Annotated in this window: 12 protein-coding genes and 1 tRNA gene; 7 read left to right on the top strand and 6 right to left on the bottom strand. The window is 37.0% G+C overall.

What is annotated here, in order from left to right; all coding sequences use genetic code 11:
* Window positions 1-16 precede the first annotated feature (16 nt).
* The 7 genes from ftsH (at window position 17) to AC27G3_RS05850 (ending at window position 8,818) form a co-directional block, all read left to right on the top strand.
* Window positions 17-1,939, top strand: coding sequence for an ATP-dependent zinc metalloprotease FtsH (gene ftsH / locus AC27G3_RS05880; RefSeq protein ID WP_487119674.1), 1,923 nt, complete (start codon window positions 17-19; stop codon window positions 1,937-1,939).
* 145 nt (window positions 1,940-2,084) lie between these two features.
* Window positions 2,085-2,864 carry a dihydropteroate synthase gene (gene folP / locus AC27G3_RS05875; protein ID WP_487119975.1) on the top strand — a complete coding sequence of 260 codons (780 nt, stop codon included), beginning with the start codon at window positions 2,085-2,087 and terminating at the stop codon, window positions 2,862-2,864.
* A 35-nt stretch (window positions 2,865-2,899) separates the two neighbouring features.
* Complete coding sequence (gene glmM, locus AC27G3_RS05870; RefSeq protein ID WP_487119672.1) at window positions 2,900-4,237, top strand: phosphoglucosamine mutase; 1,338 nt, start codon at window positions 2,900-2,902, stop codon at window positions 4,235-4,237.
* A gap of 321 nt (window positions 4,238-4,558) precedes the next feature.
* Window positions 4,559-7,093, top strand: coding sequence for a glycoside hydrolase family 2 TIM barrel-domain containing protein (locus AC27G3_RS05865; RefSeq protein ID WP_487119670.1), 2,535 nt, complete (start codon window positions 4,559-4,561; stop codon window positions 7,091-7,093).
* Window positions 7,094-7,506: 413 nt separating this feature from the next.
* Window positions 7,507-8,277, top strand: a complete 771-nt coding sequence (gene tpiA / locus AC27G3_RS05860; RefSeq protein WP_487119668.1) for a triose-phosphate isomerase — start codon at window positions 7,507-7,509, stop codon at window positions 8,275-8,277.
* A 2-nt stretch (window positions 8,278-8,279) separates the two neighbouring features.
* Window positions 8,280-8,678: a preprotein translocase subunit SecG gene (gene secG / locus AC27G3_RS05855; RefSeq protein ID WP_487119666.1), complete on the top strand. Its 399-nt coding sequence runs from the start codon at window positions 8,280-8,282 to the stop codon at window positions 8,676-8,678.
* Between the two features lie 55 nt (window positions 8,679-8,733).
* A tRNA-Leu gene (locus tag AC27G3_RS05850) sits at window positions 8,734-8,818 on the top strand.
* Window positions 8,819-8,962: 144 nt separating this feature from the next.
* Here AC27G3_RS05850 and AC27G3_RS05845 read toward each other — a convergent pair.
* The 6 genes from AC27G3_RS05845 to AC27G3_RS05820 form a co-directional block, all read right to left on the bottom strand.
* A complete protein-coding gene (locus AC27G3_RS05845; protein WP_487119664.1) occupies window positions 8,963-9,919 on the bottom strand; it encodes a 5-oxoprolinase subunit C family protein in 957 nt (318 codons plus the stop codon).
* Window positions 9,916-10,602, bottom strand: a complete 687-nt coding sequence (gene pxpB / locus AC27G3_RS05840) for a 5-oxoprolinase subunit PxpB (protein WP_487119663.1) — start codon at window positions 10,600-10,602, stop codon at window positions 9,916-9,918. The genes AC27G3_RS05845 and pxpB overlap by 4 nt, the downstream gene beginning before the upstream one ends.
* Window positions 10,602-11,330: a 5-oxoprolinase subunit PxpA gene (locus AC27G3_RS05835; protein WP_487119661.1), complete on the bottom strand. Its 729-nt coding sequence runs from the start codon at window positions 11,328-11,330 to the stop codon at window positions 10,602-10,604. Before AC27G3_RS05835 ends, pxpB begins: the two co-directional genes overlap by 1 nt.
* Before the next feature lie 473 nt (window positions 11,331-11,803).
* Complete coding sequence (locus tag AC27G3_RS05830) at window positions 11,804-12,418, bottom strand: GntR family transcriptional regulator (protein WP_487119659.1); 615 nt, start codon at window positions 12,416-12,418, stop codon at window positions 11,804-11,806.
* A gap of 141 nt (window positions 12,419-12,559) precedes the next feature.
* Complete coding sequence (locus AC27G3_RS05825; protein WP_487119657.1) at window positions 12,560-13,603, bottom strand: hypothetical protein; 1,044 nt, start codon at window positions 13,601-13,603, stop codon at window positions 12,560-12,562.
* A 211-nt stretch (window positions 13,604-13,814) separates the two neighbouring features.
* Window positions 13,815-14,744: a transporter substrate-binding domain-containing protein gene (locus AC27G3_RS05820; RefSeq protein ID WP_487119655.1), complete on the bottom strand. Its 930-nt coding sequence runs from the start codon at window positions 14,742-14,744 to the stop codon at window positions 13,815-13,817.
* Window positions 14,745-14,831: the final 87 nt, after the last annotated feature.

The raw sequence follows: 14,831 nt of genomic DNA, 5'->3' as shown, positions 1-14,831 counted from the left end.
GTTTAAGTTGAGTGATATGGCAAAAAATCTTATTTTATGGTTAGTCATTGCAGTAGTGTTGATGTCGGTATTTCAGAGTTTTACTCCTAATACTGCAAATGATCAGCAATTAGACTACACAAGATTCATCCAAGATGTTCGTCAAGGACAAATTCGAGATGCAAGTGTTGGCAGAGATGGCGTAATCAAAGGGACAAAACGTAGTGGTGAAAGCTATGTTACGGTAATACCTGGCGCTTATGATCGCGACTTAATCAATGATTTAGTCAAGCAAGGCGTAAAAGCTACAGGTGAATTACCTGAAGAGACTAGCTTTTTAACGACGATATTTATTTCTTGGTTCCCAATGATCTTACTTATTGGTGTATGGATTTTCTTCATGCGTCAAATGCAAGGAGGCGGTGGTAAAGGTGCTATGTCTTTTGGTAAATCAAAAGCACGCCTATTAGGTGAAGATCAAATTCAAACCACATTTACTGACGTTGCAGGTTGTGATGAAGCAAAAGAAGAAGTGTCTGAATTAGTTGATTATTTAAAAGAGCCAACAAAGTTCCAAAAACTGGGAGGACGTATTCCTTCTGGTGTTTTATTAGTAGGACAACCGGGTACAGGTAAAACATTATTAGCAAAAGCGATTGCTGGTGAAGCGAAAGTACCATTTTTCACAATTTCAGGTTCAGACTTTGTTGAAATGTTCGTTGGTGTAGGTGCTTCACGTGTACGTGATATGTTTGAACAAGCGAAAAAATCTGCACCTTGTATCATTTTTATCGATGAGATTGATGCGGTAGGTCGTCAACGTGGTGCAGGCCTTGGTGGTGGACACGATGAACGTGAGCAAACCCTTAACCAAATGTTAGTAGAAATGGATGGTTTTGAAGGTAACGAAGGCGTTATTGTAATTGCTGCAACTAACCGCCCTGATGTATTAGATCCTGCATTACTTCGTCCGGGTCGTTTTGATCGCCAAGTTACTGTTGGTTTACCTGATATTCGTGGTCGTGAGCAAATTCTTAAAGTACACATGCGTAAAGTGCCACTTGGCGATGATGTTCAAGCCTCTTTAATTGCACGTGGTACGCCTGGATTCTCAGGAGCAGATTTAGCTAACTTAGTTAATGAAGCAGCTTTATTCGCAGCAAGAAGCTCGCGTCGTGTTGTTGGAATGGCTGAATTTGATCAAGCTAAAGATAAAATCATGATGGGCTCTGAGCGTCGTTCAATGGTAATGGACGAAGCTGAAAAAGAAATGACTGCTTACCATGAAGCTGGACATGCTATTGTTGGTCGTTTAGTACCAGATCATGATCCTGTGTATAAAGTGAGTATTATTCCGCGCGGTCGTGCTTTAGGTGTGACTATGTATTTACCAGAGCAAGACAGATTTAGTCATTCTAAAGAGCACTTAGAAAGTCGTATATCTTCATTATATGGTGGCCGTATTGCTGAGGAAGTTATCTACGGTGCACATAAAGTATCAACGGGTGCGTCAAACGATATTGAACGTGCTACTGAAATAGCTCGTAAAATGGTAACTCAATGGGGCTTATCTGAAAAAATGGGTCCAATGTTATACGCAGAAGAAGAAGGTGAAGTTTTCTTAGGTAGAAGTTCATCTAAATCAATGCACATGTCAGATGAGACTGCCAAAGCGATTGATATGGAAGTGAAAGACTTTGTTAATCGTAACTATGAACGTGCAGAACAGATGATCAAAGATAATCTGGATATATTACATGCAATGAAAGATGCATTAATGCTTTATGAAACAATTGATGCACTTCAAATTGATGATTTAATGGCTAGACGCGATGTTCGTCCACCTACTGACATACATGATTTAAAGTCAGATAAAGATGATAAAACTCCGCCAAAAGCAAAAAGCGATGAGCAGCCAAAAACAGATGTTAATAAACCTTCTGATATGCCTGCAAGCTAAGTTTTTTTATTAAAAACTTATCAGCCCTAATACTGACTAGTATTGGGGCTTTCTTTTATAAAAACCTTGATAAAATAGAGTATCTAATTTGCCAGTTAATTTAACCTGTAATAATGAAATTTTGTCTCTTGATAAACCATGCGTAATGGGCATATTAAATGTGACGCCTGATTCGTTTTCAGATGGAGGAAATTTTACTCGAATTGATCAATCGCTAGCACAAGCAGAGCAGATGATAAGCGCAGGTGCTTCTATTATTGATATTGGTGGAGAGTCTACTCGTCCTGGGGCAAAAGATGTCTCAGAAAAAGATGAAATAGCGCGTGTTATACCTGTGTTAAAAGCCATTAAACAACGCTTTAATGTGATAGTTTCTATTGATACTAGCAAAGCTAATGTTATGAAAGAAGCTATTGAACATGATGCAGGAATGATAAATGATGTTCGAGCATTACAAAATGAGGGCTGTTTATCAGCGGTTGCACAATCTAATGTTGCGATATGTTTAATGCACATGCAAGGTTTACCGCGCACTATGCAGGTATCGCCTAGCTATGATGATTTAATTAAAGATATTCAACAATTTTTTGAAGCACGTATAATGGCTTGTGAAAATGCAGGAATAATAAAGCGCCGTTTATTATTAGATCCTGGGTTTGGTTTTGGTAAAACCCTAGATCAAAACTACCAATTATTAGCGCAAATGGAAAAGTTTCACACATTACAATTGCCTCTTTTAGCCGGTTTATCTCGAAAGTCGATGATAGGTAATTTATTAAATAGACAAACTGATGAGCGTTTAGCTGGCAGTTTAACAACTGCTATTATTGCCGCACAACAAGGTGCAAAAATTATCCGCGTGCATGATGTAAAAGAAACTGTAGATGCACTTAAAGTATTAAAAAAAGTCAGTTCTTGTCGCTAATAGCGTTGAACTTACTCAATGTAAAGGAATAAAAAATGTCAGAAAGAAAATATTTTGGAACAGATGGGATTCGTGGCTTAGTGGGCGAATATCCGATTACCCCAAGCTTTGTTATGAAACTAGGGTACGCTGCAGGAAAAGTGATGGCAGCTCAAGGAACAAAAAAAGTGTTAATAGGCAAAGATACACGGATTTCTGGCTACATGCTTGAATCAGCCCTTGAAGCAGGTTTTTCTGCTGCCGGTATTAATATTGGTTTACTAGGCCCTATGCCAACACCAGGCATTGCTTATTTAACCAAAACGTTTCGTGCCGAAGCTGGAATTGTTATTAGTGCTTCACATAACCCGTTTTATGACAATGGAATTAAGTTTTTCTCGCAAACAGGTCATAAACTTGGCGATGATGTAGAAACAGCAATTGAAGCTGAACTTGATAAAGAAATGGGCTGTGTTGAGTCTGCCCATTTAGGTAAAGCCACCCGTATCGAAGATGCGGCTGGACGATATATTGAATTTTGTAAAAGTAATTTTCCAAGCCAGTTGTCATTAAGTGGTTTAAAAATTGTTGTCGATTGCGCTAATGGCGCAACTTATCATATTGCTCCTAAAGTGTTTTCTGAGCTAGGCGCAACCGTTATAGAAGTTGGCGCTTCACCTAACGGAGTAAATATTAATGAGAACTGTGGCGCAACTTCGATGGATACTATTGCTGCAGCAGTGGTTGAACATAAAGCTGATCTTGGTATTGCTTTAGATGGCGATGGCGATAGGTTAATGATGGTTGACCATACCGGATATGTTATTGATGGTGATGAAGTCGTTTACATTATCGCATGTAATGATTTAAAAACGGGCAACATGCACGGTGGTGTTGTTGGTACACTAATGAGTAATATGGGCTTAGAATTAGCCTTAGCCGACTTAGGCGTACCTTTTGCTAGAAGTAATGTTGGCGATAGATATGTCATGGAAATGCTATCGGAAAAAGGTTGGCATTTAGGCGCGGAAAACTCGGGTCACGTCATTAACTTAAATCACACATCTACGGGTGATGGTATTATTGCTGCCTTGAATGTATTAACCGCAGTATGTGGTACTGAAAAATCGTTACACGAACTGCGCCAAGGAATGACAAAGCTGCCACAAGTTCTTGTTAACGTACGATTTAAAGGTGACTCTGATCCCATTAATGCTGCTAGTGTATTAGACAGTGTTGCTCATGTTAATGAAGTATTAAAGGGCAGAGGGAGAGTGTTGTTAAGAAAATCAGGCACTGAGCCATTAATTCGCGTTATGGTTGAAGGGCCAGATTTAGATGAAGTCACCTTATTAGCTAATGATATAGCCGAGGCAGTTAAACTAGCAAGCTAGGGGCTGTTGAACTTTCTAGTTGTTTTTTGCTGCGATTAAAACGCTTTTATCTTGAACAAAATTCAACCACGAAAGATCAATAGACCCTAATACTTTCATATAAATTACTTCCTCATTATAAAGCCATTCAATCCTGAAAAATTCTAAGGATTGAATGGCTTTTTCTTTTTACGACGTCAAAGCACCGTTTACCCGATGTTACCTTTAACATTCAAATTTTTTGATTAGTTGCATTTATTATTTTAAATATGTTTAAATGTTAACAAAATACAACTTACCAAATAAACAAAACCACGACATTAAACGTATGGAGTAGGCACAGTGAAAGTGATAAAAATTTGTAAACTGGTGTTATTGAGTTTGCTGTTTTGCAGTAATGTACAAGCGATAAGTACTGACCGTGAAACAGATTTCAATTTTGATTGGCGGTTCACCTTGGTGGGTAACAACCAATTACCTGAGCGACTTCCCCTTGACGATAAAAACTGGCGTAACATTCGTTTACCCCATGATTGGAGTGTAGAACATTCATTTAAAGAGTCGTTAGAAGGAGCAACAGGTTATTTACCAGGTGGTGTTGGCATTTACCAAAAGCATTTTAAAACACCCAGCGACCCTAAAGTCCAATCAAGCTATATTCTATTTGATGGTGTGTATAACAATGCAACGTTTTGGCTAAATGGTCAGTTGCTTGGTGAGAATCCTTATGGTTATTCTCCTGTTTATTTTAATTTAACTCCCCACCTAAAAACTGATGGTTCAGATAACATTCTCACGGTGCATGTTGACCACTCAAGGCATGGGGACAGTCGGTGGTATACCGGTAGTGGTATTTATCGCAATGTAACATTAATTACTGTTGATAAATTGCACATTCCGGTTTGGGGAACGTTTGTCACCACCCCTGATATATCTGACACTGAAGCCTTAATTAATCTCGAAATACAAGTTGAAAATGAACACCCAAACAGAGCATCGTTTGTCTTAAAAAGTCAAATTTTCGATAGCAATGGTAAGTTAGTTGCCACGAAAATGGACAAGTCACGTATAAAAGCCAAAGGGAATAAAGCTTTTAAACAATCGATAACTGTATCAGATCCAATTTTATGGGATACCGACAACCCTGCTATGTATCAAGTGGTAACAACCCTTGTAAAATCAGGTGTAGCTGTTGATACCTATACCACACCTTTTGGTATTCGACGATTGCACTTTGAGGCTAAAAAAGGCTTTTATCTTAATGATAAACCTACCTTAATTAAAGGCGTCTCATTACATCATGATGGTGGTTTAGTTGGTGCTGCGGTTCCTAAAGAAGTGTGGCGACGTCGTATTCAAGCGTTAAAAGATGCGGGTTTAAATGCAATTAGAACGACTCACAATCCATTTTCACAAGAGTTTTTAGACTTATGTGATGAAATGGGCATTTTAGTACAAAATGAATTTTTTGATGAATTTGACTACGCAAAAGACAAGCGTTTAAATTATCACGAACGCCATGACGATGAAGTGACTAAAGGATATGTTGAGCACTTTCAAAAATGGGCAAAAGCCGATTTAACCAATACCATGCTACGTGATAGAAATCATCCGAGTGTATTTATGTGGAGTATTGGTAACGAAATCGAATGGACTTATGTGCATTACCGTTATATTACAGGATTTTGGCAAGATCTAGATGATCCTATGAAAGTCGATAACAGTTTTTGGGGAGCTGCGCCAAAATTCACGCCAGAAGAATTGAAAAAAAGATATCAAGAGTCAACCAAAGGTGAATATGTACTTGCCGATACTGCATTAAAACTTAACCAATGGGTAAAAGCACTTGATACTACACGGCCAACAACCGCTAACCTTATTTTACCGCAGGTTAGTCATGTAAGTGGTTATGCTGATGCGATAGACATTGCTGGTTATAGCTATCGAAATAGTGTTATTCCTTGGGCACAAACTCACTTCCCCGAAAAGCAAGTCACCATAAGTGAAAATCCTGGAACATGGGATGATTGGAAGCAAGTGTTAGAGCACCCAGGTGTGTTTAGTCAGTTTATGTGGACAGGTATTGACTACATGGGAGAGCGACACAAAAAGTGGCCTCATAAAAGTGGTTGGGGCGATATGCTCGATTTAGCAGGCTTTAAAGTACAGGGGTGGAATTACTTTAAAAGTGTTTGGCTCAATGAGCCTCATATTTCTTTGGGGACATTGCCACTTAAGCTATCAGGCTTTGATAAAGATGAACTATCAGGCCTTGCATTAGCAAAAGATAATAACAGCTATAAGTGGCGTAATTCTAATATGCATTGGAATTATGATGAAGGTGAATTGGTGTTGGTTGAAGTGACCTCAAATCATTCTATTGTTGAACTTTTTTTAAATGGCGAATCTTTAGGTTATCGAAGTATGTCTGAAGCCCCCGATCGCATTTTCCGTTGGGTAGTGCCTTTTCAATCAGGCACATTAACCGCGAAAACAGGTTTTAAAGGAAGAGAAATACAAGCAAAGGTTGAAACAACAGAGAAAGCAGTCGGTTTTAGCTTAACCGCTGATAAAGTAAATTTAAACGCAGATGGCTATGATGTTGCTCATTTAGTTGTGCAGTTGCATGATGCGAAAGGGCGGGCAGTTAAAACTGAAAATACTTTAATTACTTTCCAAGTCCAAGGTGATGCAAGATGGTTAGGGGTTGATAATGGAGCTGCGGATAATATTCAAGACTTTCAATCAAAAAGCATTACTACGGCCAAAGGGCGAACGCTTGCGATAATCCAGTCAAATAGAACAGCGAATCAGGTGAAAGTAACAGCAACAGCTAAAGGGTTTACGCCACAAACTTTATTACTAACTATTGAGTAGTTATACGAGGTTATTTTCTTTTCGCATACTTTTCGCATAAAAGGGCAATAGATATCTATTGCCCTTTTATTTTGACTAAATAGACTAAAATAAACCTTCAGTTATTGCTAAATCGATTTTATGGTAGTTTGGGGTAGTTGGAATAATAGTGTGCATATGATAAAAGGATTTTACTGCGAGCTAATTACATAATAATAGAATAGTGTTTACGTTGAAATTTAGCACAAACGAAAAGCCAAAAAATGTAGTTGTCATGTAATAATCTTGGTTATGTATAAAAAAGCAGCGTCTGTAAAAAAAATTAACTGATAATCAATTGAATTGAACATAATTACTTGTAAGTTAATCTCAGGTTGGTTAATATCTCGCGGCTTCATTTTACAATCAATTGAAAAGTGGATAGGGGATATTGTATGGCTCGACGCTCAATTGTTGCAGCTAACTGGAAAATGAATGGTGATTTAGCACTAGTTAATTCAATCATTTCTGGTTTAACAGATGTAAAACTACAAAATAATGTAGACGTTGTAATTTGTCCGAGTTCTCCTTATTTATCAGCATTTGCTGTTAAAGCACAAACTGAAGGGCTTAATAAAGCGATTCAGCTCGGCGCTCAAAACGTTAGTGAACATAATAACGGTGCATTTACCGGTGAGATTTCTACACAAATGTTGCAGGAATTAGCTGTAAATTTTGTTATTATAGGTCACTCAGAACGCAGAAGTTATTATCATGAAACTTCTACACAAATTGCTGATAAAGTTAGTGCAGCTCTACAAGCAGGACTAACACCTATATTATGTATAGGAGAGAGCGAATCTGAACGTGCTACAGAGCAAACAGAAACGGTTTTAGCCTCACAGTTACAGCCTGTTATTGATGTTGTAGGCATAGAAAAATTTATTGATGTTGTAATCGCCTATGAACCCGTTTGGGCTATAGGCACAGGAAAAACAGCATCAAGCGAGATGGCACAAGAGACACATAAATTTATTCGTCAATACTTGTCAAATGCAAGTGAAACTGTCGCGAGTAAAGTGCCTTTGTTATACGGTGGTAGCGTTAATGCGCTCAACTGTGAAGAATTATTCGCACAAGCTGATATAGACGGTGGTTTAATTGGCGGTGCAAGCTTAAAGGTTGAACAGTTCAAAGCAATTTGTTCAGCCGCTAAAGGAAAGTAAAAATGTTGTATGAAATCTTAATTGTTATTTATTTGATCATTGCTTTATGTTTGATTGGTTTGGTATTAATCCAACAAGGTAAAGGTGCTGATATGGGCGCATCATTTGGCGCTGGCTCTTCAGCAACAATTTTTGGCTCAAGTGGTTCTGGTAACTTCTTAACAAAAATGACAACTTGGTTAGCCGTTGGTTTTTTCGCAATTAGTTTATTATTAGGTAACTTAACTGCAAACAAAACAAAACAAGTTGACGAATGGAATAACTTAGCTGTACCAACAGAACAAATTACTGTTGATGCAATCCCTGCTGATGAAAATGCAGAATCTGCAATCATCGAAAATACTGATGTACCAGCGGGTGATGATACAAACCAAGCAAGTGATAGCGACGTTCCAAACTAGTTAACTTCCTCTTAAAAAGTTAACAAAAATAGTAGATAGTATAATTTAGTATTGCGCGGTTGTGGCGGAATTGGTAGACGCGCCAGCTTGAGGGGCTGGTGACTTAGGTCGTGGGGGTTCAAGTCCCCCCAACCGCACCACTAAATATATACAAAAAGATTTTAAAAGGCCGATTCTGAATGAATCGGCCTTTTTCGTTTGGACATGCATATAATTATAAATAGATAGCTGACACTTTTTAAACCACGCTCGTTTTGTGAATATTCAATACTTATTGTGCTTATTTAGTCCGTCACTTTTATTAATGTGGTGTGGTTGTCTTTTGCATGAGCTAAATGCAGCAAGTTATGGGCTAAATGTATTGAAATAGCTTCGAACCTTAGTTTATTTCCTTGATTAGATTGCATTAAATGATCCAGATCCAGAGAAAGCACAGAGCCAATTTTTGGATAGCCTCCTATGGTTTGCCTATCATTTGATAAAACTATAGGTTGCCCATCAGGTGGAATTTGAATCGCTCCTTTACAAATACCTTCAGAATACATTGTACTAATAGTAGATAATACGGGGGCTCCATTGAGACGATAACCCATTCGGTCACACTGGCTGCTTACTTGATATTCATTAGCGAAGAATTTGGTTATCTCGTAAGGATCAAAGAGTGGCTGTTGATAACCTGTAATGACTCTCAGTGTTGATGAGTCAGAGTAAGTGGGTATGTCCTTGTCAGCCAATCGATACAAAGGAATTTTTAATGAGTGAGCAAAATAAAGGGATTGTTTAGCTTCAATGGCACCACCATCAATACCGCCAACTTTTTCTCTAAGCACGGTAGAGACACTGCCAAATTGAGGGCGAACTAAAAAGCCTCCTGCTACTGCCAGATAAAGCCTACAACCTTTTGTGGCAAATCCTAAGTCAATCTTATCACCAGCTGAAACTCTATGGCTCTGCCAAAGCTCTTTAGTTTTACCATTAATGGTTAAAGGGGCATTTGCACCCGTAACAGTGAACGTCGTTGCAGCATGTGCAATAAGTTGTAATCCACCAAAACTAATCTCAAGTGATGGGGTGTTTATTGGGTTATTAACTAGTTTATTTGCCCAATGAAAAGCTTTTTTATCAGCCGGGCCACCTGTTGTTAAGCCTAAATTTGCTTGGCCAAAGCGACCTGAGTCTTGGTAGGTGCTGAGCATTCCAGGTGCTATTACGGAAAAATAATTTTCTGATTGGCCACTCATAATTTCCCCCCGAGCTGTAAAAATTGTGCTTTGGAAATAGCAGTAAATTTAACGCTATCACCGACCTGATATGGGATATAAGGTTTTGTACTCGGATCAAAAAGTGTCAGTGGGCATAAGCCAATTAAATTCCAACCACCGGGAGAACTTTCAGGGTAAATGGCGGTTTGTTGATCGGCAATAGCTACTGATCCTTTAGGAACTTTCTTTCTAGGCGTACTCAATCTAGGCATGGCAATTCGTGAGTCCACTTCACCTAAAAAGGCAAAGCCGGGAGCAAAACCTATAGCATAAACTTGATAAGTGCTTTCTTGATGGATGTTAATCACTTCTTCAATACTTAAACCTGTGTTTTGCGCAATGTTTGTTAAGTCAGGCCCACTTTCTATTGAGTAATAAACCGGAATTTCGATGATATTGTTATGAGCAAATTGGTCATTTAACTCTAAAGACAAGTGACGAGAAATGATCTCTTTCACAGCGAAATAATCGCTTGTTAAGGGATCGAAAATAACTAGTAACGAAACATATGATGGAATTAATTCAACCAGACAGTCATTGAGTTCTTCTTCGAGTATTGTTTTGAGCTGGGAAATTTTTTTGCTTAAACTATGACCAGCTGTATCGGATAGGTAAATAATTAACGCATCTTCACCTGCCACTTCGACACGAGGATAGGGCATTAATTGTTGCATAATAATTTTAGTTGTTTAATCACATTAATCGCTTCAGTGTTATCACCATGAACACATAGTGAGTCTGCATGTAAAGCTAATGGTTCGCCAGATTGACTGATAACGACTTTATTGGCTATTAAGCTTTCTACTTGTTCAATAATTTCTTGTTTGTTAAGTAACGCTTGTGGGTGGTTACGAGATAGCAAATGTCCACTTGGCGTATAACGTCGATCGGCAAAAGCTTCAAATATCAACTCAATACCGTATTGTTTTGCTTTATCTTGATATGTTTTTTGATCAGGAGTAGCTAATAACATTAGTTTTAAAGGTCGATGGTATTGACTTATGGTTTCAAAAATCGCGTTAGTAACTTTGTTGTCATTCATCATGTCGTTATATAAAGCGCCATGAGGTTTAACATAGCTTATCGATATATCCAGATTTTTTGCCATGCCATCAAGTGCGGCAATCTGATAATGCATAAAGTCGATGATTTCACTATCAGAACATTGCATAGAACGACGACCAAAACCTGCTTTATCAGGATAACTAGGGTGTGCTCCTACAGATGTTTGATATTTTTTCGCTAATAATAGGGTATTTTTAATAACACTTGGATCGCCAGCATGAAAGCCGCACGCTATATTAGCCATATCAATGTGTGGCATTAATTTATCATCTTGACCTAACTGCCAAATTCCGTAGCTTTCGCCTAAGTCACAGTTTAATTTCATTTTGCTCAACTTATTTTTAATTTAGAGACGAATTGTCTGAATTATATCTTAAGCTAGTGTTAGAGATTTTGGTGACTAACTCTACTTTTATTATGCATAGCTAAGTTTAAGGGAACATTATGATTAATAGAAGATATAAACGGTAGGTTTTACCGATAGATAGGACTGATAAATAGCAACTGTTTGTGTAAATATCGCTATTTATGTATGACGTGTTACATGGAAGGCAATCATAACCTAGGTTACAACGTTGAAAACATTTCCAAGGCATGATTACATTCCACATAGGTATTGCTACTTTCTTACTAATCAACCACTTTAATCGAAAGGTTATAGTTCTTATACGAGTTAAGTGGTCAAGTAAAGTTGGCCACGGATTTGTAGTTTAACCAATACCTTAGGTAAAAGAGCTTTAAGTGAAAAAAGCAACGCTATGACAATTTAGTCATTTCTTATACTGAATATATTTTATTTTATTTTATATTAGATTTTATTGCTTTGCTTGCAGCGCTAATGTTTGACTCTTTTAACGCATTAACAATTAAACTATGCTCTGCAACACATTCAGTACTTGAGGTGATTCGTTTGTAGTTTAAACGCATTCTCATTACGTAAGGGTACCAAAGGTTAACTAGTTCGTCGCCGCCCGCTTTATGTATTAAATACTTATGAAAAGCAATATCTGTTTTAATGACTTCAGTATCATCTTGTCTGTCGAAGGCACTTTGCAGCTCAGTTAGCAGGGCATCAAGTTCAGTAAATTCATTGGCCGTTAGTTTATTTTTTAACTGCTCAATAGCATACACTTCAATATCTCTGCGAAGTTTAATCATTAACTTTTGTAGTTTAGGCTCAAGAATGCTATTGACCGATGCACCACAATTATTTTTTGATATAAGCAAACCTTCTTTACTTAACTGTAAAATAACGTCTCTAATTGGTCCTCTAGAAACATCAAATCGCTCGGCCATTTCTTTTTCATTTAATTTAGTATTTGGGGCTAAATCTCCTGAAATAATATCGGAGCGTATTTGATCTGCTATTTGATCTTTTACGGATAAAATTCTATTAGGTTTGGTTGCTTTCATTGTGTTCCCTTTTTCATTTGCATAGATTCATTTTATCGTGAAAGACAAAAGTTACAATTGTTTTATAATTTATTGTCTACAAAATACATTAAAAATACTATTTAAACCTATACTTAAGTAAAATAAAGCAGCACTTTTATCTTAGTCTTTATGCTTTTCAAGATAAACAACTCTAAATGGGGTATCTTGCTTCTCATTCCAACTTGGAATTCTAAAAGTGACAATCAAATCAACATGATTAATTTTTTTACTACCAATGGTTAACCATTGATTGTCCTTTTTAATTTGTAAGTCAACAATTTGATTATCTTGTAACCCAATAGGACCTATATAAGCACTCAGCTTCATGACAAAATCTTCACTGGTGCGAGAGTCACTTAAAGAATACATAGACCAAAGGATTGGACCAAACTTTTGTGTTTCATCAACTGAAAATGCTTCACCTTGCATTACCCATTGACTAAACCGATATCGACAACCTAATTTATTTTCAGGTGGATCTTGCTGTTCTAAAGACTCAATAGCAAAGTTACTTACTAAAGCTATATTACCCTCAAGTTCATCAGCAGGTACAAGATGCGTTAAACTACCAATAACTTTATCCGTTGCAGTAATTCTAGCGGTTAATGTTAATAATATAGCGCCTAACTGAGGTTTGGCAGTGACATGCAATAAAACAGCGTGATCCGTTAAGTTTTCAGAAAGTTGAACTTTTTGGTTACCTAAAACAAGAGTATTATTTAAGAGACCCATATCGTAACCATTTTGAATAAAACAGTTACTTTTAACATCGTTTAACTCACTTTTCGCCCCTAAACGGATACCAGCACCACCATCATTATTTTTTTGATCTAAACGTTGTACAACAACAGAAACGTCAAACGTCTTTGTTAAGTCGACCAGTTGGTGCGTTAAAGAATGAATACTACGATTTCCACCGCGTGATAAACATTCAGCACCACCAGAGTTAACATGCCAATCTTCCATCGGATTAGCCCAAAACTCCCCACCTAGCCAGACCCGATCATGTGTATTATCCCAGTTATCCTTAACAGGTTTTAAGCCACTTTTTAGCCTTGGTAAATGCTCATCTTTGGGTGTATTTATACAACTGCTAATACTGGTAGCAGCTACTCCAGCAGCCACAAACTTTAAAGCTGAGCGTCGAGAAATATTGTTATCCATGCTTTTAATATCACTGTTAATTTTTTATTGATGTTTGTTATAACATTTGAATTTACATTAATCAACTTTGTAAATGGTTAACAATTAATTATTTTCCATGTTGTTATTTTTGAAAAAAGATGGAATTTACTATCAATAATTAAAGAAGAAAATATTTTATTATTTGATGATTATATACTTTGGGAAGGGAGTTTAATTTAAGGTGATTTGACTACTTTATAGAGTTGATATAACGATTATTAGGGAATTTTTGTGCTAAAAATAATTGTAAATCAGCTAATTGTTGATCAGAAAACCATCTTTTATGTGCTTGGAAATAATCTTCCGACTGATACAGTTTTGCCAATATCTTATTAATATCTTTGATAATTTCTTGTCCTGTTTCGCTTTTTGAACAATTAAAGTGAGCGATAAGGTAGGGGGGCGCTCCAGCAATGGTATATTGTTCGAGAAGCTTCTTTTGTTCAGGTTCAGGTGTTATATCGACAGGTAAGGCAAGTAAAAAATCGACTCTGGACTTAAATAACATCGATTCCATTGCAACCACTCTATGAGTTCCTCCTCGGTAGTAGATATTATTGGGAGAAATTTCTTTTATTTTTTGATCAAAAAAAGTCCCTAGGGATACATCTTTGGCGATACCAATCGTTTTAGTAGGCAATACTTTAAATAGATCAGGAAGACTTTTTATTTCTCCCTTGGTATTAAATAATTGCTTAGGTAATGATGATTTTTTATTAAATCGATAAAGCTTATGCGTTAAATAAAAACTTTGTGGATCAGAAAAAAGAGAATATTGTCTGCGCTCGAGCGTATTTCCTCTATTAGCAACACAGACATTATCATGGGTACTCAGTATTCGGTTTATTCTAGAAGACGTCATCCGCTGAACTTGGACATTATATTGTGTTAATTGTTGAATAACTAAGTTTTCAATGTAAGAGGCCGTTGAGGATTCTGGCGATTTTTTAGATAATAAATCGATGTTTTCTACTTTATCTTCAACTAACCAAAGAATTGGTGTTTTGTTTACCTGTTCTTTAACATGCATGCTGTAAACTGCACCGCTATAAAAAGAGCCAAAACAAATAACAATACTTATAAACGTAAATATTTTTGGCAATGATAAAAGTTGCTTCAAGAAAAACGTCTTCCAAGTGAAAATTATGTATATAAATATATCATACCCGTACCTTATAAGGCGACTAATTCGTTATACGGTGGGTAG

The organism is Colwellia sp. SU-HH01217 (genome assembly GCF_057543495.1).
Note: the sequence above shows the minus strand (reverse complement) of the source record. Positions and strands in the feature narration are given on the sequence as shown.